Annotated in this window: 22 protein-coding genes; 12 read left to right on the plus strand and 10 right to left on the minus strand. The window is 63.0% G+C overall.

Translation table 11 applies throughout. From position 1 onward, the window contains the following. The 10 genes from KV397_RS13690 to KV397_RS13735 all read left to right on the plus strand — a co-directional run bounded on the left by KV397_RS13690 (position 1) and on the right by KV397_RS13735 (position 9,637). Positions 1–915, plus strand: a complete 915-nt coding sequence (locus KV397_RS13690; protein ID WP_151486939.1) for a cation diffusion facilitator family transporter — start codon at positions 1–3, stop codon at positions 913–915. After that, positions 908–1,582 carry a copper resistance CopC family protein gene (locus KV397_RS13695; protein WP_151486938.1) on the plus strand — a complete coding sequence of 225 codons (675 nt, stop codon included), beginning with the start codon at positions 908–910 and terminating at the stop codon, positions 1,580–1,582. The genes KV397_RS13690 and KV397_RS13695 overlap by 8 nt, the downstream gene beginning before the upstream one ends. Then, entirely contained in the window at positions 1,575–2,114 is a 540-nt protein-coding gene (gene lspA / locus KV397_RS13700) for a signal peptidase II (RefSeq protein WP_151486937.1), read from the plus strand. Before KV397_RS13695 ends, lspA begins: the two co-directional genes overlap by 8 nt. After that, positions 2,111–2,446 (plus strand): DUF6804 family protein, encoded by a 336-nt coding sequence (locus KV397_RS13705; protein ID WP_045278974.1) that lies wholly within the window; start codon positions 2,111–2,113, stop codon positions 2,444–2,446. The genes lspA and KV397_RS13705 overlap by 4 nt, the downstream gene beginning before the upstream one ends. Positions 2,447–2,471: 25 nt before the next feature. Then, entirely contained in the window at positions 2,472–3,422 is a 951-nt protein-coding gene (locus KV397_RS13710; RefSeq protein ID WP_261811488.1) for a cytochrome c oxidase assembly protein, read from the plus strand. Between the two features lie 124 nt (positions 3,423–3,546). Then, on the plus strand, positions 3,547–5,010 hold the full coding sequence (lnt, locus tag KV397_RS13715; protein ID WP_232762584.1) for an apolipoprotein N-acyltransferase: 1,464 nt from the start codon (positions 3,547–3,549) through the stop codon (positions 5,008–5,010). Next, the gene (locus KV397_RS13720; RefSeq protein WP_261811489.1) at positions 4,995–5,510 is read left to right on the plus strand and encodes a DUF3515 domain-containing protein; all 516 of its coding nucleotides are present in this window, start codon (positions 4,995–4,997) and stop codon (positions 5,508–5,510) included. Before lnt ends, KV397_RS13720 begins: the two co-directional genes overlap by 16 nt. Positions 5,511–5,635: 125 nt before the next feature. After that, a complete protein-coding gene (locus tag KV397_RS13725; RefSeq protein ID WP_261811490.1) occupies positions 5,636–7,405 on the plus strand; it encodes a cytochrome c oxidase assembly protein in 1,770 nt (589 codons plus the stop codon). After that, entirely contained in the window at positions 7,402–8,085 is a 684-nt protein-coding gene (locus tag KV397_RS13730) for a copper resistance CopC family protein (protein ID WP_261811491.1), read from the plus strand. The genes KV397_RS13725 and KV397_RS13730 overlap by 4 nt, the downstream gene beginning before the upstream one ends. A 193-nt stretch (positions 8,086–8,278) precedes the next feature. Then, the gene (locus tag KV397_RS13735) at positions 8,279–9,637 is read left to right on the plus strand and encodes a M23 family metallopeptidase (protein WP_261811492.1); all 1,359 of its coding nucleotides are present in this window, start codon (positions 8,279–8,281) and stop codon (positions 9,635–9,637) included. 97 nt (positions 9,638–9,734) lie between these two features. On the opposite strand, the gene KV397_RS13740 is transcribed toward KV397_RS13735, so the two are convergent. The 7 genes from KV397_RS13740 to KV397_RS13770 all read right to left on the minus strand — a co-directional run bounded on the left by KV397_RS13740 (position 9,735) and on the right by KV397_RS13770 (position 17,655). After that, positions 9,735–10,496 carry a cytochrome c biogenesis CcdA family protein gene (locus tag KV397_RS13740; RefSeq protein WP_261811493.1) on the minus strand — a complete coding sequence of 254 codons (762 nt, stop codon included), beginning with the start codon at positions 10,494–10,496 and terminating at the stop codon, positions 9,735–9,737. After that, complete coding sequence (locus tag KV397_RS13745) at positions 10,493–11,062, minus strand: TlpA family protein disulfide reductase (RefSeq protein WP_055876938.1); 570 nt, start codon at positions 11,060–11,062, stop codon at positions 10,493–10,495. Before KV397_RS13745 ends, KV397_RS13740 begins: the two co-directional genes overlap by 4 nt. Positions 11,063–11,579: 517 nt before the next feature. Then, positions 11,580–12,998 carry a hypothetical protein gene (locus KV397_RS13750; RefSeq protein ID WP_151486929.1) on the minus strand — a complete coding sequence of 473 codons (1,419 nt, stop codon included), beginning with the start codon at positions 12,996–12,998 and terminating at the stop codon, positions 11,580–11,582. Between the two features lie 556 nt (positions 12,999–13,554). After that, positions 13,555–14,472, minus strand: a complete 918-nt coding sequence (locus KV397_RS13755; protein WP_261811494.1) for a hypothetical protein — start codon at positions 14,470–14,472, stop codon at positions 13,555–13,557. Next, complete coding sequence (locus tag KV397_RS13760) at positions 14,469–15,104, minus strand: TauD/TfdA family dioxygenase (protein WP_151486927.1); 636 nt, start codon at positions 15,102–15,104, stop codon at positions 14,469–14,471. Before KV397_RS13760 ends, KV397_RS13755 begins: the two co-directional genes overlap by 4 nt. Positions 15,105–15,199: 95 nt before the next feature. Further along, entirely contained in the window at positions 15,200–15,634 is a 435-nt protein-coding gene (locus KV397_RS13765) for an ASCH domain-containing protein (RefSeq protein ID WP_151486926.1), read from the minus strand. Next, the gene (locus tag KV397_RS13770; RefSeq protein WP_151486925.1) at positions 15,631–17,655 is read right to left on the minus strand and encodes a hypothetical protein; all 2,025 of its coding nucleotides are present in this window, start codon (positions 17,653–17,655) and stop codon (positions 15,631–15,633) included. The genes KV397_RS13765 and KV397_RS13770 overlap by 4 nt, the downstream gene beginning before the upstream one ends. A gap of 290 nt (positions 17,656–17,945) precedes the next feature. On the opposite strand from KV397_RS13770, the gene KV397_RS13775 reads away from it, so the two are divergent. Then, positions 17,946–18,458 (plus strand): HAD domain-containing protein, encoded by a 513-nt coding sequence (locus KV397_RS13775; protein ID WP_151486924.1) that lies wholly within the window; start codon positions 17,946–17,948, stop codon positions 18,456–18,458. A gap of 24 nt (positions 18,459–18,482) precedes the next feature. Here KV397_RS13775 and KV397_RS13780 read toward each other — a convergent pair whose 3' ends face one another. Together KV397_RS13780 and KV397_RS13785 are read right to left on the minus strand one after the other, a co-directional pair. Continuing rightward, positions 18,483–18,860, minus strand: coding sequence for a hypothetical protein (locus tag KV397_RS13780; protein ID WP_151486923.1), 378 nt, complete (start codon positions 18,858–18,860; stop codon positions 18,483–18,485). 86 nt (positions 18,861–18,946) lie between these two features. Further along, positions 18,947–19,369 carry a hypothetical protein gene (locus KV397_RS13785; RefSeq protein ID WP_151486922.1) on the minus strand — a complete coding sequence of 141 codons (423 nt, stop codon included), beginning with the start codon at positions 19,367–19,369 and terminating at the stop codon, positions 18,947–18,949. 262 nt (positions 19,370–19,631) lie between these two features. Here KV397_RS13785 and KV397_RS17415 point away from each other — a divergent pair, with 262 nt between their 5' ends. After that, positions 19,632–19,916: a helix-turn-helix domain-containing protein gene (locus tag KV397_RS17415; RefSeq protein WP_205802387.1), complete on the plus strand. Its 285-nt coding sequence runs from the start codon at positions 19,632–19,634 to the stop codon at positions 19,914–19,916. On the opposite strand, the gene KV397_RS17420 is transcribed toward KV397_RS17415, so the two are convergent. Further along, positions 19,797–20,459 (minus strand): hypothetical protein, encoded by a 663-nt coding sequence (locus tag KV397_RS17420; RefSeq protein WP_164743609.1) that lies wholly within the window; start codon positions 20,457–20,459, stop codon positions 19,797–19,799. The two genes, KV397_RS17415 and KV397_RS17420, sit on opposite strands and share 120 nt — an antisense overlap. Between the last annotated feature and the right edge of the window lie 222 nt (positions 20,460–20,681).

The following is a 20,681-nucleotide window of genomic DNA, read 5'->3' on the forward strand; positions in this document are numbered from 1 at the left end:
ATGACAGAAACAGGGCACAGTCACGGTATTGGTGACGCCACTCCCCGCAATCGCCTGGTCATCGCGTTCGCGATCACCTCCTCGGTCTTCATCGTCGAAGTGATCGGCGCGATCATCACAGGTAGCCTCGCACTGCTCGTTGATGCTGCACACATGCTCACCGATGTCATCGGGTTGGCGATGGCCGTCACCGCTGCGCATCTGATGAACCGTCCCCCGACTCCCAAATACACCTTCGGTCTTCAACGCACGGAGGTGCTCGGTGCGCTCGCTCAAGCAGCTCTGCTGCTCGGAGTGGGCATCTTCGCGCTCGTGGAAGGCGTACGGCGGCTGTTCGAGCCCCCTGAGATCGCTTCGGGGAGTCTGCTGTTCTTCGGCATCGTCGGTCTCGTCGCCAACATCGCCTCCATGCTCGTGTTGTTCAGCGGCCGCGGACGCAATCTCAACATGCGCGCCGCGTTCCTCGAGGTCGTCAACGATGCCCTCGGTTCCGTTGGCGTCATCGCCAGCGCCATCCTCATCGCCGTTTTCGGTTGGTATCAGGCAGACGCCCTCGCGGGTGTCTTGATCGCGCTGCTCATCATCCCCCGCACCCTCATCCTGTTACGAGCATCCGGTCGGGTGCTGTTGGAGTCCACACCCGCCGGCCTCGACCTCGAGGATGTCCGCCGCCACATCCTCGCCCTTCCGCACGTGGTCGCTGTGCACGACCTCCACGCGACCCAGGTCTCGACCGACCTCCCCACGCTCACCGCCCATGTTGTGGTCGATGACACCGTCACGATGGAAGCTTCCGCCGCATTGCTGACATCACTTCAGCAATGCGTCAGCGAACATTTCGCCGTGAGCATCGAACACTCCACGTTTCAGATCGAACCCGAATCCCACCCCGGAGAGCACGACACCCATGCATAAACGCCTCTCGGCACGCACCACTGCCGTCCTCACCACCCTGTTGTTGTCGGCATCCGTCGTATTTGGGACTGCATCTCCGGCCGCCGCTCATGACGACTTCGTTTCGTCGTACCCCACCGCCGATTCGACCATCAACGGCTCTCCCGACGAGATCTCTCTGATGTTCACCGGGACCCTCACCGGTGGTGACGACGCAACGGTCGTTGAGGTTGTCGATGAAAGCGGAGCAAACGTCGCCGTCGACCCGCCAACGGTGAGCGGTGACTCGATCACTCAACACCTCTCCCCCGACGCCGCAACTGGCATCTTCACCGTCCGCTGGAAAACCGTCTCTGCCGACGGACACCCGATCGCCGGGGAGTATGTGTATACCGTCACGCCCGCGATGGACACGGAACCCAGCACTCCGACCACAAGCCCCACCCCTGAAACCTCCCCAGAAAGCACGGAGGAGCCGGAAGCGGCTCGACCCGCGCAAACATACGGTGGCACGGCATCCGGCGGCGGTGCTTTCGAACTGCTGCCCTTGTTCTTCCTCTCGGGTCTGGCACTGATTCTGGGGATCGGCGTTGTGGGCGTGGTTATGGCTGGGCGCCAGCGTCACCGGCGCGACCGCGCCCAGGCCGCCAAGGATGCCGCAGCTACGGAGAAAGACGCCGATGCGTGATCGAGTCCGCCGGTTGGCCGTGGTGCTCATCGTCGCCGCCATCGTCATCCTGATCGATCAAGGCACCAAGACTCTTGCCCTGAATACGTTGCGGCAAGATGCGCGTATACCGCTGATCGGTGACTGGCTCGGTCTTCAACTGGCCTTCAACCCCGGGGCGATCTTCTCGCTCGGGGAAGGCTCCACGTGGGTCATCACCGTCATCGGGGTCGCTGTCACCGCGGTCCTGATCGGTGCCGCCACCCGAGCCCGGGACGTGTGGTCGGCGGTTGGTTTCGGTTTCATCGTGGGCGGTGCGATCGGAAACCTCATCGACCGTTTATTCTCGCCGCCCGCGTTCGGGATCGGGCACGTCACCGACTTCCTCGCCTACGGGAACCTGTTCATCGGCAACCTTGCCGACGTCGCTCTCGGCATCGGTGCCGTATTCCTCATCGTCGCGGGTCTGCGCACAAGCCGTCGCCGGCCAGACCCCGCGTCCCGCCCCGATCCCGTCGACCCTGTACCCGCCGAAGAAACGGTTCACCCATGAGTCCCAAAGAACGCGTCCCCTCCACGTACCAGCGGAACGCCCTGGCCCCCAGCCTCGTCGCCGCCGCGATCCTGTTCCTTGCCCCGGCGCTCTTCCAGGCGAACTGGGCACCCCTCGTCCTCTTCATCGCCTCAATTTTCGGGCTGATCGTCGCGTGGTTTGCGCTGCAGGCGCGTCACTGGTGGTGGATCCCGGTCTTCCTCGCGATCGCCGTGCTCTGGAATCCGGTAATGCCATTCCCCTTCTCCGGTGTCGTGTGGACTACAGCACAGCCCATCGCGGCCGTGGTGTTCCTGGCAGCGGGTGCGACGATCAAGGTGATCCGGAAGTGAGCGGCATGAGCTTCGTGTCACGACCATGCGTGTGAGCGGCGAGATCCCCAGCAGTCCCCCGTCTCTGCAGACGTTCCTCGCACCAGCCGACATCCCGCTTCCGGTGCTACCCATCGTCGCGGGGATTCTCGCTGCGCTGTATCTCGTCGGAGCGATCCGATTGTGGACGCACGGGCGTCGTTGGCCTGTGTGGCGGACGGTCAGCTTTCTGCTCGGGTGCATTCTCCTCGCGGCGGTCACCGGTCTGGGCGTTGAAACGTATGGCCAGGCGCTGGTGTCCGTTTTCATGTTCCAGCAGCTCACTCTGATGATGATGGTGCCGCCGCTGCTGGTCCTCGGCTCACCCGGAACCCTTCTTCTGCGAGCAACACCGCATCACGGAGCGGGACGGGTAGTCCTGAAAACAGCGCACGGCGCTCTTCGAAACCCCGCCGCGAAGTGGGTGCTCAGTCCGTGGGCCACTGTCCCGCTCTACCTGTTCGCGTTCTACGGCATCTACCTTGCGGGTGCTGCCGATGCCATCCTCGCTCTCGCCGGGGGTCACGTCGCGCTCGAGGTCGGATTCCTCCTCGCCGGCATGCTGTTCACCATCCCCATCTTGTCCTCCGATCCTCTGCCGATCAGGTTGGGCCATGGTGCGCGCGCACTGGACGTGTTTGCTGAAGCCGCACTGCACGCGTTCTTCGGGGTGTTCCTCATGATGGCCAGCACGATCCTGGTCGGCTCATTCGTCGCCCCCACCAAAGCACTGGGCATCGATCCCCTCGCCGATCAGCAGCTAGCCGGCGCTCTGGCATGGTCCTACGGTGAAGCCCCGACCGTGCTGATGTTGATCTACGTGATGCATCGCTGGTTCCGCAGCGACACCGCCCGGGCTGCCGCGGCCGACCGGTACGCCGACGTGCACGGGAACACCGACCTCGACATGTACAACGCCTACCTCAAAAAACTGAGCTCTCATGACCGTGACCGCTGACCCATTGGTGAGACACGCCCTCTCCGTTCGACCACGGCGCGGGAACCCCCGAGCGCACGATGCGCGCCTACCAGCTGGGGTGCCGTTTCCCGTAGCGATCGTCGCGTCCGCCATCGCAGGAGGCATGCTGGATCTCGCCTACCCCGCAAACGGGTGGTGGCCCGCAACGTTCGTGAGCGTAACCATCGGGCTGTGGACGCTCCGCGGACGCTCTCTACCCGGGGCGTTCCTGATCTCCCTCGTCTACGGCGCGACCTTCTACTTCACCCACCTGGTATGGGTGACCCGGTTTCTGGGACCCATCCCATGGGTCGCGCTGGCTGGCTTGGAATCCCTGCTGTTCGGTGCCGGCGGTGCGCTGATCGCACTCGCCTATCGGGTCACCACCACCCGCGCGGGATACGCGTATCGTGCGATCACTCCCATGCTCGTCGCCGGGGTATGGATGCTGCGAGAAACACTGATGGGGAGTACGCCGTACACCGGGTTCCCATGGGCGCGCGTCGGTTTCAGCCTCGCCGAGAGCCCGCTCGCGGAAGCCGCTTCATGGGTGGGAACCACGGGGCTGTCCTTCCTGACCGTTCTCGTCTGCGCGAGCGTCGTGGAAGCCCTCATCCTCCGCCGATGGGAGCCAGCAGCAACGGCCGTGGTCATCGTCGTTGCCGCGATAGCCATCCCTCTGTTCCCCACCGAGCAAGCGGGAATGATGCGCGTCGGATGGGTACAGGGCAACGGACCCAGCGGCTACTTCGACACCAGGACACCAGGCGACATCCTGCGCGCACAGGAAGAAGCGACATCTCCTCTCCTGGGGCGTGAAATGGACCTTCTCGTCTGGCCAGAAGGGGCCGTCGACGCCGATCCCCTGCGCGATGCCGCCGTCGCAGACCGCCTTGATCGACTCGTGCAGAGTGCCGGCACTCCGGCACTGGTGAATGCGGCAACCACCCGCGGAGCCGACACGTTCAACACCTCCATGCTGTGGACCAGCGCCGGGCCGCAGCAGCTCCACGACAAGGTCAACCCCGTCCCTTTCGGCGAATACGTCCCGGACCGTTGGTTCTACGAAGCCATCGCCCCCGACCTCATCGGATTGATACAACGCGAGTACACGCCCGGCTCCAACACACCCCTCATGAACGTTGACGATGTGCCCATCGGTCTGGCGATCTGTTTCGACGTCATCTACGACGACGTCATCCACCAAAGCGCTGCCTCTGGCGCGCAAATGTTCGTGTTTCAAACCAACAACGCGGACTTCAGAGGCACCGACGAGAACCTCCAACAGCTGGCCATCGCCCGCATGCGCGCGCTCGAAACAGGGAGAACTGCGGTGAACGTCTCCACCACCGGGACCAGTCAAGTCATCGGCCGCGATGGAAAGGTGCTGGCGCAGGTTGCGGTGGACACGACCGCGGCGAAGATCACCGAGGTCCCCCTCCGCACCGGCACGACTCTCGCTGTCGTGCTGATGCCGTGGCTCGACTGGATGCTCAGTATCGGAACGGTACTAGCGCTGCTCGTCATGTCGATCCGACCGCGACGGACTCGTGCTGACTCCCAGGAAGACGGATGGATGACGTTGTGAAGCTCAAGATTCTGACCTCTGTCGCGGCGCTGTGCGCACTGCTTGTGCTCACCAGCTGCGCACCCACCATCCACCTCGAGCCCGCAGCAAACGCGAAGGACCCGCTGTGCGCAGAGGTCACCGTGCGACTACCGGACTCGATTGGCGACCAGGCTCGCGTGTGGACGGACGCTCAGGCCACCGCAGCATGGGGTACCCCCAGCAGCGTGCTCCTCACCTGCGGGTTGGAGCCCCCGGCCCCCACCACCCTGCAATGTGTCAGCTTGGGGGGCGTCGATTGGATCGTCGACGAGGAGGAGACCCCGAATCTGCGGCTCACAACCTACGGCCGGGAGCCGGCTGCCCAGGTGTACGTAGACACGACCACCCTGTCGGCGGACGCGGTTCTCGAATCTCTTGCCGGGGCGATCCAGCAGCTCACCAAGACCGGTGAATGCACGGCGCCTGTGACGGAAGACCCGGACGCTCCTGGCACTGGGACGGGAGATACCACTCCATGAATCCCGTCGTTCTCCGGATCGTTGGACCAACGATTCTCGTTGTCGCCGCACTCATTTCTGTGGTGGTCGGGCTCGCAATCGGTGGAGGAGCTGCACCGAGACTCACCAGTGACCCTGGAGCGCTCGTGCGATGGGGACTCCCGGCCGCGAAGCTGTTCGTCAATCTCTCCGGTGCGGCGATGCTCGGGCCCCTGGTGCTGGCGGTGTTCGCTCTCCCCTCAGGGGGGAAACCCTTCATCGTCGCGCTAAATATTGCCTCTGCCGGCGCCGCGACCCTCACCATCACAAGCGGGGTGGTGGCTTTTCTCACCTTCCTGTCGTCATTCAATCCGCAAGTGAGCTTGGGCGCTGAGTTCGGTGCGCAGCTGGGCCGCTTCCTCCTCGACACGGAGCTGGGACGATCATGGCTTATCACCGCGATCCTCGCCTCGGTCGTGACAGTCCTCGCATTCGCTGTGCGCAGCTATGGTGCGGTGCTGTTCACGACCGTGCTTGCGGTCATCAGCCTGATACCCATGGCCACCCAGGGCCATTCGGGTGAGCTCGCCAACCACGATCCCGCGGTCATGTCCCTCGTCCTGCATGTCATTTCAGCAGCGATATGGCTCGGGGGTCTCATCCTGCTCGTCGTCGTGCGACCGATTAGCTCTCCGCACGAACTCGACAACGTGCTTCGCCGGTACTCGACGGTGGCGCTCATCGCGTTCATCGGTGTCGCCGTCTCGGGATACGCGCGGGCGCTCACTGCCCTCGGCCGGTGGGAGGATTTGGCCTCACCGTACGGCCTCATCCTCTGCACAAAGATCGGCGCTCTTCTGGTCATGGGCGTCCTGGGTGCCGCCTACCGCCGTCGACTCATCGCGAAAGCCAGCGAGGGCCGTGGCGCCTTCTGGATGATCGTGTGTGTCGAACTCGGTTTCATGGGTATCGCGAGCGGGGCCGCCGCAGCTCTCGCCCGCACCGCCGCCCCCGCCGATACGGTCACACTGCCGCAGAACACCGCCGCGGAGATCCTCACCGACGCACCTGTCCCGATCGCACTCACCCTGCAGAGATGGTTCACGGCGTGGAGCCCCGACCTCCTCTGGGTGCTCGTCGCGGGTTTCGGAATCGTCTTCTACCTCGTCGGCGTCCAACGCGCACGGCGCCGCGGGTATCCGTGGCCAGCCAGGCGGACGGTCAGCTGGATTGCGGGGATGGGGGTGCTTCTGTGGACGACCAGTGGCCCGCTCGCCGCCTACGACGACGCGCTCATCAGTATGCGATTCCTCTCCTTCGCTCTCCTCAGTCTCGCGATCCCCTTGCTCCTTGTCTTCGCGGCGCCCGTCACCCTCGCAGCCTTGGTCATCCATCCACGGGAGGATGGAAGCCGAGGACCGCGGGAATGGCTTCTCTGGGCCGCCCACAGCCCGCTGGCACGGTTTACTCTGCGCCCCGTCGTCGCGGCGGCTCTTTTCGCCACGTCGCTGTGGTTGTTCCACTACTCCGACCTGTTCCGCTGGTCGCTCTACGACCAGCTCGGAGCGGAATGGATGATCAGCCAGCTCCTCGTCACCGGGTGCCTCTTCGCACGATCGATCGCCCTAGATGCGTCCACGACCCCCGAGGGGCGGTGGCGTGTGGCCTCACTCACTGCGCTCACAGGCGTGGCAGCGTTCTTCGGCATCGCCACGATCACTCGCTCCGACCTCATCGTCGCGGAATGGTTTGGCGCCATGGGGCGGACATGGGGACCCACCCCCCTCCAGGACCAGGCCCTCGCCGGAGCCGCCACCTTGGTGATCGCGGGAATGCTCGCAATCCTCACCGGCTTCTCCGTCCTCCACACGAAACGCAACAACCGACCTACCGACAGCACCCCCGTGCCCGCCGTACGAAAGGACCCGCACCTGTGACCTCCACCCACCGCACCCGCTGGCTCGCCAGCACACTTCTAGCTCTCATCACACTGGGAATCTTGGCTACACCGGCCCCCGCAGCTCTCGCGCACGACAACCTCCTGGACACCGTGCCCGGGGCAGACGAAACCGTCACCCAACTTGACGACGTCGCTCTCACGTTCAGCGGGGAACTCATTGACTTCAGCCAGGCCAGCTTCGCCCAAGTGCAAGGACCCGACGGCCTCTTCTACGAATCCAGCTGCTCCACCATCGACCGCAACATCCTCACCACCCCGGTCGCACTCGGAGAACCGGGCGTCTACACCGTGCTGTGGAACGCCGTCTCCAGCGACGGTCACCCCATCTCCGAGAGCTTCACGTTCACGTACGCTCCCACCAGCAGCGAGCCAGGGCTGGGATGGGACAAACCAGCATGCGGGAACGAACAATCACGGATCCAACCGGCAAAGGCGTCGCCCTCCACCGCGCCAACCACCGAACCGCCAGCAGCGGACACCCCTGCCCCGGTGGTATCTGCAGGCGAGAACGAGGTGGCTTCAATCGCGATCCCGCTCATCATCGCCGTTGCTGTCATCGGTGCCGCGGTGATCACCGCCACCGTTGTCGTACGGCAAGTGAAGAAGAAAAAACACAACCGGTCGAGCGCCGACGTCCACACGGACCCGAAAGAGTGAGCCTCGTGCCAGGACAGTCGAACTCAAGTTCGATGCGTCAAATATGGGCCACAGATCAGAGATCACGGGCGAGTCGGCGCGACTTCGGCCCCCACGAACGGACGATAGACCAGACAGCGGGCAACGCGAGCATGGCCAATCGGCGCGCCCATGGCAGCAGAATCCACGAAGCCGAACTCGAGGAGAGGGCACAGTGAACGAACGACGCGTCTCCGCGGCTGCTACGGAGGCGGCTGAAGAATGCGGGTGTGCACCCACGCCCGCCGAACGCGACTCATTCTGGAAGCTGAGTGTGACTCGACGTGGCGCTTTCGGACTCGGCGCCCTCGGCGTCGCTGCATTCGCTGCATTCGGTATCGGCTCCGGCGTCTCAGCGGCGTACGCTGCGTCCTACCCGAGCTGGGACGATGTCCAACGCGCCAAGAACAACGAAGCTGCCAAGGCCGCCGAGATCACCCGAATCGAAGGGCTGATCCAGTCCTTGACGCAGAAAGTCGCCGAGACCCAGGCTGCCGCCGATACAGCCTCCGACGAGTTCTACGCAGCACAACAGGAATACTTCGCTGCGATCACGGAAGCCGAGAGCCTGCAGGCGCAGGCCGACGAACAATCAGCGATGGCCGAAACCTCTGCGCGCAGGGCCGGTCAAGTTGCGGCACAGCTGTACCGCAACGGTGGAGACGACTCAGCACTGCAACTGTTCTTCTCCGGTTCCGCGGACAACGCCGATGAGCTCCTGTCCCGGCTGGGCACCATGGACAAGCTGCTCGAGTACAACCGGTCGGTCTACGATGACGCAATCTCGGCGCGCAACACCGCCCAATCGCTGACCGATCAGGCGAAGGTCGCCCGCGACGAACGAGACCGACTACAGCAGGTCGCGGAGCAGAAGATGATTGCCGCACAAGAAGCGGCCGACGCCGCGCAAGCCGCGCTCGACGAGCAAGCCGCGAACCTCGAGACGATGCAGGCGCAGCTCGCCGCGCTGAAAGACACCACCACGCAGACGGTCGCCGGCTACCAGGCGGGTGTAGCCGCGCGCGAGGCCGAAGAGCGCGCCCGTCGCGAACGCGAAGCCGCCGAAGCGGCAGCCAACGGAGGCGGCAACGGTGGCGGCGGAGGCTCCGCCGGGAGCGGCGGTTGGGTTCGGCCCCACGGGGGCGGCCGAAGTTCAAGCTACGGCCCGCGGACCCCCATCTGTGGTTCGCAGGGCTGCTCCTCGAGCTACCACTACGGCGCCGACCTGGCCAACGGCTGCGGAGCGGCGATCTACGCCGCCAACTCCGGAACCGTGGACTACGCCGCCGCCAACGGCAACTACGGCAATTACGTCCGCATCCAACACGGCGGGGGCGTCAGCACCGGGTACGCCCACATCAAACCCGGTGGCATCGCCGTTGGCCGGGGGCAGTGGGTCAATTCCGGCCAGGTCATCGCATACGCGGGTGACACCGGACGCTCCTTCGGGTGCCATCTGCATTTCGAGGTCTACATCAACGGTGGCTACACCAACCCCGTCCGGTTCATGGAAGATCGCGGCGTCTATATCTAAGGTTCCGACGCCGGATCACGAAGTGGCGCCGTCGACATGAGCAGTTGGGTAGAGAGGACTGCTCCAGTCGGCACTCGCGACGTCCCTGCTAGGGATCTCAGAGAGGAAGGATGACGCTGCCCATCACCGCCGTCAGCCGCGACATGATGTCGGTCCACAGCCCGGTCACCATCAGGATGCCGAGGACGATCAGCAGTATGCCGCCGCAAACGTTCAGCACCCGGATGTGACGTCGGAGAAACTCGACCGTCTTTGCCGCCCAACCGAACCCCAGTGCGACCAGCAGGAACGGGATGCCGAGGCCAAGCGAATACGCGAGACCAAGGAAGCCAGCCCGGACAGGGTCGCCGGCGTTGAACGAGAGCGCGATGATCGCGGCAAGCGTCGGCCCCATGCACGGCGCCCAGCCGATACCGAGTGCCACTCCGAGTAGCGGCGCCCCGACGACACCGGCCCGGGAGCCGACGTGGAAGCGGACCTCCCGCTGGGCGAAACTGAACAACCCGAGGAAGACGAGCCCCATCAGGATGACGACGACTCCGAGGATGCGCGTGACCAGGTCACCCCAGCGTAGGAAGAACACGCCGGCCGTCCCGCTCAGCGCAGTGATGAGAACAAAGACGACACTGAAGCCGAGGATGAACAGAAGCACGCCGACAACGAGCTGACGGCGCTCAGGCGCGACTGCGTTCGTCGCGTCACCCTTCGAGCGCGGCGCGACCGCTCCGCCGAGGAAGCCGAGGAAGCCGGGGACCAGCGGGAGCACGCAGGGCGACAGGAACGACACGAGGCCGGCGAGCATCGCGACGGGGACTGCGAGCCAGAGCGCACCGGACCCGATGATGGTGTCTGCGTTCACGGCGTCTCCGCTAGGGCGTCTTTGACGAGGGTCGAGAGGATCGAGGTGCCGTCGATGGGCCCGATGATGCGGGCGGCGACACGGCCCTGTCTGTCGAGCACGAGAGTGGTCGGTGTCGCCTGGATCGGCACAGCCTCGGAGAAAGCGAGTTTCGCCTCGGCCGTGTTCACGTCGATCAGGCTCGGGTAGGTGATGCCGAACTCGTCAGCAAAAGCCTGGGCAGTGTCCGCCTGGTCGCGGGTGTTGATGCCAATGAAAGCTACATCCTCGCCGCCGTATTCCTGCCAGACACTCTCGAGATCCTTCGCCTCGATGCGGCATGGCGCGCACCCGGCGTACCAGAAATTGACCACCGTCACCTTGCCGGCGTTGTCGGCACTGTCGAAATCATCACCAGTTTCCGTGATGCCGCTGAAGGCGACCGGTTCGCTCCGCTCGGCCACCGGGATCTCGACGATCGAGCCGTCAGCGGCCACATACCCGGTGTTCTCACCCTTGAGGAAGGAATCGCTGACCGGATCCGGCGCACACCCGCTCAGACCGATGGCGAACACGGCAGCGAGCATGACTCCGACCGCACCACGAACGGTACGAAAGCGTGGGTCTCGAGGCACATTCGCACTGTACGCAGATCCCCTATGCGTCCGCCGAACCACGCCACCGCACTGTCGAAATCGCTTGCCGCTTCCGACGCTTCTCCAGAGCTAGTTGATGTGTAGGCGACCTCGGCGTTGCTGACACAGGTGTCGATCCCGGAAGACCGTGTGACAACATCCGCGAGAATCCGCCACCTTTCATGAGAACAGCGACAGGTTTCGTGAGAAACGACAATTGTCCGATCTCACGACAGTTGTCATGACGCGAGACACGACTGCCGCAGAATTCCGCGTCGGTCACGTGCGGCTCACGAGGCGGTTCGTCTCAAGAGAGTTATCAGACTTTCAGCACGAGAGAGCGGTCGTATTCAGCTGCTGTTGCGAGGTTCGGGTCCCCCCTCACTACTATGAGCAAAAGTCCGTATCCACTTCCGTCGTAACGAGCAGATATTTCTCCGTCTGACCCCACCAGGCTCACCTCGGATCATCATGTGAGCGGTAGCGGTTCAGGATGATCGTGATCCCAGGGCTCTGGAGCTGAAGCCAGTGCTCGAATGAGCAGGTGGCGCGTACCGGCCTCCCCCGCGAGGCCATCCTCCAGTCGCCCGATCTTGTCGCGAACGAGGATCTCCAGTTCTCCAAGGACACTCGTCTTGGACTTGTATCGATATGAGGTGGCCTGCTCAATCTCCGCCACCCCGAGATGGTCGTAGAGGAATCCTCGTAACATCGGGTTGCTGAAATCAGCGCGAATCGCACCGGATACTGATTCCCAGAAGGCCGAAAGATCTGAAGCTTCCACGTTAGCGTCTGGCGCTTCCGTCTCGTCCGCGCGGTGCACCGTGATCAATGGGTTGGGACGGGCGATAGCAACCCAGGCAGATGGAAACGGTGCCGAGATGCTGAGTAACTTGGCCCGGTCTTCGGCTGCGAGGGCGAAACCTTCCTGGAGATCGGGGAGCAGTTCTATCATGCGAGTGAGATACGGCAAGTGATGTCCATCGACCATAAACTGCAATCGTCGCACGCTTACCTTGTTCTCGAATAGGTCAAGGAACAAGCTTGAGACCCCTTGAGCGTCAAGGTCGGTTGGGTCAATCAGCGTCAGGCGATCATGGTCGAGACGACAGTACGGCCGTTGCGCGAGCCATTGATGGATCTCCTCGTTGCCCTGCGCGCTCGTCAGTACAACTTCTCCCGAGAGAAGCCTTCCGATGGTTTCAACATGCACGTCATGCAACACCTCCGCTAGCGCCAGCGCCTCCTCAGTCGCCGTCAGTTCGCCGCTGACTTCGCTTAGGAGCGCCCCCCGAAGACTCTCTAGTGCCTCTGACGAAAGCAGATGCCCATGACCGTCGACCACCGAGTAACTGTCCACCGACCATCGAACAACCCATCTGTAGGCACCGCCATAGTAGGCAATGTCAAGGTCGATCGGCTCGGCCCTGAACTGCTGCTTCACATTCTCTCTTGCCACCGCCATAGGTGAGATCTCGGATGTGGAGAGCGCATGTTCGATGAGGTCGTCTCCGACTAGGAGCATTATGGAGTGTTCCTGAAGGGTCCGGTAACTGCCGTAGACGTTCCCATTGACTCCATTCAAAGCGATCATCACGCCGATCGTTTGCGGGGCACTGAGGCGCTCGATGAACACCTTTCCAAGAAATCGCTGCCACATCGGCATGTTGATCGGGGTCGCGTAGGCCTTCGCCTCACCGACCAACGGCGTTCGGTGCGTGGAATTTGCAACCTGCGTCGAAAGGTTCGCCACAATGTCGAGCTCGTTTCCCCCAGCACGAATCACATTAAGGCGGACGTCCTCGAAGCCCTGGCCGCGCAAGATCGTTCGCACGAGCGCCTCCAGCTGCGCACCCTTATCGTCAGCGTTGACCCCAAGAACAAGCATGTGCCTCCAATCAATCAGACGAGCGTCGTCAGCCCAGCGCTCGTCCCGAGTAAGCGTAGCGAGTGAGGCTCCCGCGGTGCGTATGGGTCCCCCCTTCCGCCCGAGAGCTCGATTGATTCTCGCTAAGACCTGGGTGCGGGTGCGGATCGGGACCACGAGTTCCCTCGAATTCCGCGATTCGCGCCGAGCGCGTGAAGATACCCTTCTCCCGAAACTGCCGGAGACCGACGCGGGCGCGCGATGCTGAAACTGTTCTGCCTGGAGGTCCCTGCGAGTCCGCAGCAACGACCAGTCAAGCTGGTAATCATTTCAGCGCTCTTCGTAGAGCCTTGTCTTCTGCGATCGGCAGAGTAGCGCTACGAGGCTCTGAAAGACTCGACGCCATGGGGAGCCACGAAGCCCAAGCGCCCGCACATCTTCACCGAGAAGTATCTGGCCGCACGGGCTATCGCGAAGAAGGTCTCGACGTCCTCGATGATCAGAAAAGCACCGGATTGAGCGAAGGAGCGTCGTCGTCCAAACCGGGCGAGGTCAACGTGTGCGCGCGCTCCGAGACTCACTCATTGTTGTACTCCTCTTCGAACAGCTCGGCGACGTCCTCCAGGGATCCTTCTGCCTCAAACGAAAGATCGACTTCGGCCCGCTCAAGAAGATCTGCTTCGCCAAGGATAAGGTGACAGGATTCGCAGGCTAGTTCCTCCGTAGCAATGACTAGGGTGACGTGCGGATCTGGGTCATCGTAGGACGCTCGCACGAGCTCGCGATCCAGGATCTCTTCGCCTCCGATATCAGCCCCATTACCGCAAGCAGGGCATTCATGCGAAGAGCGATAACTCCAGCCACTGGCGGTGTTCTCGAATCGATCCCAGTCGATCTGCATACGTCCCGCCATACTGTTCGACAGGTGCAGACGAAGACGCAGTTGCGCGTTCTCGATCAGGGACTTCAGCCGTCGATCCCGATTGGCTCTGTTCGTCTCCAAATGCTCCTCGACCACAACGGCGCGCGCCGCCCCGACGTAGTCCTCCACGACCTTGTCACAGTGAGCAATGAGTACGTGAGCGAGGGCCCAGAACCGTGGCCACCAGTCTGCCGGAGGAATGACGTCGAAGCCAATATCCGCCGAATGGATGTATGCATTCCTGCCGAGCGAGAGCACTTTCGCCTCCGGGACGTTGAACTGCTTGAACGCTCGACCACAGCGCGCCCACACCGCTTTCGCCTGAATCGTGACGAAGCTATCGGCACCTTCGACCGCACCACTCGCGACGAGCAGGCTAGTGCCGTCGTCCGTTGGGAGTGCGATCAGTAAGGGACTGACTCGAGAGAGCGCGCTCTTGCCCAGCAGCTCGAGCGCACAACATGCCCAGAAGGCTGCTTCCTCAAACTCGACAGCGGTGTCCATGGCACGGTTGATGAAGAGCCTGCTCTTGAGCCACAGCCCTTCGCTGTCATATGGCATCAATCGCGTCATGGCCGGCTCCACTGGAAGGTGCGTCGTTCTAACACACGCTCAGCGTCTCCCGCGGAGACCTCGCCCCGGGCGTGTAGGCAATGCCGGTTGTCGATGAGAAGGATCGTGTCCGCTTCATCCCAATGATGCGCCACCGGCTTGAGACTCGAGAAATGCTCCGCTGCCTGCCGCGCGTACCCGTCTGCGGGGCTCATGCACGTTGGATCGAAGCGAACGGTCGCCCCCTCGGCGGCAGCCGCGAGGAAAGAGTTTCTCCCGTTGCGGACGGTGAACAAGCCGAACTGGGCGAACTCGGGATGCCAGGGCGTCCCGTTCTTTGTTGTCGCTGACCACACGTACGTCGGTGTGTTGTTGGGCTCCGCGGAATAGAGAGCGATGACGTCGGGTGGTTCCCTGAGATGTGCGCCGTCGGTGTGCAGGGGTTGTGCGCCGAAGCCGACTTGAGCACTCATCGTGAGACGCGGCGCATCACTCTTCGAAACGGGCTTTAAGGTCTGCCGCGTCGCGCCACGTTGCGTTGCCGCCCTCGAGTAACCATTGATGATCAACGCAGTCGTAAGTTCGATCGGTTTCCCTGTCACCGTGGTCCACCCGTTCCATCGAAGCTCGTTCAGGGCGTTGTCGATATCCACGTTGGTGACGATACCGCGACCCTAGGACAACGACGCGTATACACGGTGGTGCCCATCAACGCCGAACGCCGAGAAGCCCGCCTGCTCCGCTGACGTCAGTAGGTTTCGGACGAACCGCTGCTGGCGATCAGCTCGACCTGCAGTGAATCGAGGTAGCGGAAGCTCTGTGGGGGCCCAAATCCCAGCAGAGCTCGGAGCGAAGCGAGGGAGACTGGCCGCTCCCACGCTCTCGGGTGCTCAACTTCGAGAAGGGTGGAGGCGTCAGCGCCTTCGAGGTATTCACCGAGGGCCTCTTCTGCGATATCGATCGCGTCCGAGTGCAGCTCCCAGACACGGTCTGGTGGCAGTTTGCTTGCCTGCTTGAGGCGCACCGTGCCCACGATCGCACGCTCCGGCGAGCTCGAGTAAAGCACGATGGTTGTGCCGGCGGGGAGGTCGGGGAACTTGCGTCTGACTTCGACCGTCTTGCGTCCTTCGAGGATTGACCTCGCGTACCGCGGCTTTATCGACAGGAACAGAGCGCGGGTCATCGTCCCTCCCATCCAGCCTGAGTTCGAATGACGTCATCGAAGAGCCCGGGTGTTCCAGTGCGTGTCGTGATGAGTGAGGTGGTGACACCGTGCTTGCGTAGTAGCGCATCGAGTGATTTTCGCCCCAGCGGCGCGTCAAGCACGTGTGTGTCCTCGAATCTCAGCACCAGCACCTTCCCGTCTTTTGCGTGCCCTTGGATCTCCCCGCCCCGGAGGACCCCCAGGGTTCGGTACCGGTCAACTGCGTCCTGCACATGCATCACTTCGGCGTCGACCACACGAGAGTGTGCGACGACGGCGCGAACTGCGCGGTGTTCAGGGGCAGTCGGGTCCTTGGTGACATACCACAGCACCCGGGTTGGGATCTCCCAGTGTTTCATCTTTGGCGCCGCGAAGTACACGAACTCGCGAGCGAGCCCAAGGGCGGGTCGATCACGGACCTGGATAAGAGTGTCGTTGAAGCCAAGGAGTTCGCGGGCATAGCGCGGCTGGATCGGCACGACCCTCACGGGGACATCCGTCCCAAGCAGGAGTTGCGGCCAGTGCCGTCGCTCATACTCCGTCACTTCCGCCGGGGTGGTAAGGGAGGCGGTCTGTGACGGATCCGGGTGGCGTGCAAGCCGGGCGGTAGGTGGCTCGGATTGGAAGCCGTCGGTGACAAGTGCGGCTCGCAACACCGGGTTCAGAGCCCCTTCCACGATCGACACGGCGCCCGCGGCTCGCTCCAACGCCAGGGCACGGAGGTACCTAGTCAGTTGGAAGGCGATAGTTCCGCCGAGCGAACCTCGCGCGACCCGCATCACCGAAACGCGGAGCGTATCGTCGGTAGATTCCGTTCCGAGAAGAGCCCAACGCCGCCCGCGATCATCGAGGAGAACCTCAAGGCGCGCCGTGGCCGGTCTCGCAAGCACCGCACGAAGCTGCTTCCGGAACACTGTCCCCTTCTCGCCGTTGCGGATGTCGACAAACTCGTCTTCTAGATCCGCGGTGACTTGATCTACGGGCTGCCAGCGCAGGCCGGCCGATTCCAACTGCCCAGAGCGGAACTCAGTCGGCGCGGACGGGGGGATAAACGCACGAAGCAAATCCACTGGACGGAGCACGTCGATGGCGTACTGTTCTCGCGCCCACTCCGCCGTGGCTGCGAGAAAGCTCTCGTCCCGTGTAACAAAGTAGTCGGCACCAGCAAGCACGGCGTCCGCGAGGTGTTTAGCGTCATTTCGGAGGCTGGAGTCTCGCTGTATCGCCGCGGTAGACATGCGCGCGACGAACTCTGCTGCGAGCGGCCTCATTGTCTCGCGTCGTCGCAGCGCGACCAGTCCCTGGAGACTGCGTTGCACCCGTTGCCGTTCGACGGGCGGTTCCAAATGATTGACTTCGACGGACACCTCTGGTGACACCGCGAGCTCAACCACATCCACCAACCAGTCCGCGGCCAGCCCCTTCGACTCCTCTCGGTCTGGGCGCTCCATCTGGTTCGAGGCATACAGGTCAATCACGACGTTCGAATCGAGCACGGCGATGGGGCGCAAGGAGTCGTAGAGGGCGCTCTCAAGCAGGTCGAGTTGCCCGATCTTGCGTGTCCAGATCGTGAGCGTCGAGCCTTTAGCTGCTCTGCCAGGGCGTTCAGCAGTCGGCGCCATGTCCAGCGATCGCCAGAAGCCGTCCATGTCGTAGTCCGACCGACAGTGCGCGGTGATCACTGCACGATCGAGATTCGCAGCGATCGCTGCGTTGACCATTGCCTTGGCGAGGCCGGTCCCACGTGCGAGCGCATCAACACAGACATGTACAAGTTTCAGTGTCTGCTGGCGCGGCGTGCTGTAGAGGAGATAGCCCTGAACAACATTGTCGACCGTACCGAGAATGAGTCGTCGCCGCGCTCCCGCCTCCTCAAACGCGGCGAAAGGAAGATGGCCGAGCGTCGTGCGGTTCTTGCGGTGCAGTTCGATTACGCGTGCGTACTCTTGGTCCGCCTGGCCGCGTGTTGCATCCCATGGATAGATCTTCACCCGCGACATAGCGCTAAGCGTAGGGGTAGGAACGTCTCCGCGGGATAACACCCCAGACCGCGTGAAGACGGAGTCATGCACCCATTGCCGTTGCCGATGCCGTGCAACTGCGCGCGATGACTGTCGCCTCCTGGCCTATGCGGCGACCGTCGTACTCCATGACTAGGAGCGACTCGCACCCGAGCCACAGTGGTCCTAGGCTCGCGCTATGGCCATCTCGGAGCCCCCGTTCGTCACGCCAACGCGGCCGAATACCCGGCCAGCCCGAACACCGCAAACTCGCGCAGAGGTGTCTGATCGTGGATAGGCGTTCTCATCAGCGCACTGCACTGCTTGCGCTCGATGTCGATGGCACAATCTCCCGGATCTACCGCGACGAAGAGCCCGCGCCGCATCAGAACGATGAAGGCTGGCGCTCCTGGATGACGGTCGACGATGACATGGTGGACGCACTTGACGACCTCGCCCAGCGACCCGGCGTGCAGGTCGCCTGGCTGACGACGTGGCCGCGTGATCAGGTCGGCTGGTTGATCCGCGAGCCGTTGCGAGGCAAGCTCATCGGCCCGTACGTGCCCTGGCAGAACTGGCCCAAGCGTGGATGGCGGACGGCGAGCCTGACATCGTACATCCGGCAGACGAGCCCAAACGCAGTCGTGTGGGTAGACGATCAAGCTCCCGAGGAGGCTGAGCAACGGCTAACCGCGATGACGGAGGTCCCGTCGCTGGTCGTCCGCCCCAACAAGTTCGTGGGCGTCACCCTTGCCGATATTGGGGGAATTGATCAGTTTCTAGCCGAGCAGCTCGGACTCTGAACGCCCGCCGGGCACTGCGGGTGTTCATTCGGCGGCTTCCTCGGCCTTGGCACGGGCGTGAGATGCGCAGAGTGCCCACACCCACATTCGGATCGTGTAGGTCCTCGCCGGCGCCCCGCATTCTTCGCAGGTCGTCGTGCTCTCCCACTCAGCGGCAAGGATGGCTTCGCTGAACTCTTGGTTGTAGTCGTAGACGTCTTCGGATGCCCGAGCGTAAAAACTGAGAGAGCCGAACTTCGATTTGACCTGCTGAACAACGTAGCCCGGAGCGATCGCCGCGAGCTTTCTGTCAAGCCGGTCGAGAAGCGGGTACCAGCCGGAGCTCACATCGATGAGCTCAGGCCAGCCAGGTTCGATGCGAGCAATGATCCGCCGAAGCCCCGGCGGAGCGTCCTCAGTCATATCGTCCCCTCCTGATTGACGTTCTCCGCTCTAGACGACTCGAATGGGCTAGTGGTGGCTCACGGGTACCTCGGCTCAATGGGAGCCTACGTACCTTCGTTCGTTTCGTCAGCCACCTCTAGCGGTTCCTCAGGCAGTACCAGTCTGGAATGCTTCGAACCGTTACGGGCAACTAGGGACGCTCGGGACTGTTGCCGCAGTCGAGAATGCTCACGGAACGCGCGCCCTACGCGCAGACTGCGCATCACGGCCCTGTCGAAGCTAATCATTCCTCGACGACGCCACTCGATAGCGGCGTGACCTCGAAATCCCGTGACCGCCCGTCGGCGCTCCATGAACTCGAGTTCTGGGAAAGGACCCGGCAATCCACCGGTGTCGGGCAGCAGGTGGGTGAAGAGTTCGGCGAACGTCGGACCGAGGCCCGTGCGGCGTCGAGTCTGCGCGATGAAGATGGCGGCAGCCAGTGCCCATTCCTCCGCGGTGTCATCGCCGGTGAACTCTTCGAACATGTACACCCATTCTGTAGGCGGCGGACTCGTGATGTCCTGCCACCAGATCGGGAACGCCTCACACATGACGCACACCATCACATTTCGCGGTCGCATGCACGGGCCGATCCCGCGGCGCGACCGCCAGTCACCGGGATGGGCAGCACACGTGCAGGGAGTAGCGGAGCAATCCGACGAAGATGATGATTGTTTCGTATGGCCTCCCAAATTATGCCATACCGATTAGGCCAAACATGAGCGCCCGGATCTAGACGCTTGGAAGGTGCGCCAGCGGAACGACGACTTGGAAGCAGATTGGGCTGCGTTCGCGCAGCGCTTCGCCACTTCCCTTCGCACTGCTCGCCACAAAGCCAATCTGAGCCAGGAAGACGTGGCCTACCGCGCCGGGCTGACCCGGTACACGTATCAGAAGTACGAGAAGGGCGAATCACGCCCCGGCCACTCGGCTAACCCGACGTTGCGAACTCTCCTGGCTCTCACCCAGGTGCTCGGCATCACCTTGACCGATCTGGTCCCGGGGAACGCTCCCGATCTTCGAAGTCGCTGAGCGCTGTTCAGTCCCCTGCGTGACCCACGGTGCATCGTCAGCCCAGCCGGGAACGATGCGCCGGGATACGACCCGAGATGCAGGTGCCGCACGCACAGCACGCTCCACGATGTCCGCTCTTCTGCCGGAGCGCGTGACGTGGCGCAGGAGAACCGCTTTCTCACGGTAGGACGCTTCCGCGACCCCCTTCTCAAATGGCGTTTTCGATACCGTCGCCCCGCTCGATTTCGGCATTCGGATCGCGGTGTACATCGCGGCGCGGTGAACCGCTACGACCGTGGCTGCGGTCGATTCCAGTTCCGCCGTCCGGCTTCCACCTCCAATGCCTACGACGAGCCCGATAAGCCCTTCGACCTGCTGGGAGTCGCTCTCGGCGAGTGCAAACAAGCTGAGCGTGACGTCAGGGTGCGTTAGCGTCACGAGCAGGTCAACTGCCGGCGCATACGAGCACGAGGCTCGGAGCCAGCGCGCGTCAGGTCGCTCTTGCCAGCTGTCGATGATCAAGCGCAGGGCAAGGTCGTATTCGCCCGTGTGCATCGTCACCCCGCGTCTCCAAAGGATTCCTGAAATCGACTGTTCGGCGCGATGGCACGCCGACGGGGTGGACAGGAGTTCATCTTCACCGAGGAAGTGCCATCGACGGTGGCGAATGCAAAACCCACCTCCCCTACTGAACACCTCAGTCGGGTTTCCGTCGCTGCATACCAAGCACGCGGAGCGAGCGCGATCAACAACTTCGCACGTGGCGCAGCGTCGAAGCATCCA

Origin of the sequence: Microbacterium aurugineum (assembly GCF_023101205.1) — a bacterium.
Lineage (GTDB): Bacteria > Actinomycetota > Actinomycetes > Actinomycetales > Microbacteriaceae > Microbacterium > Microbacterium aurugineum.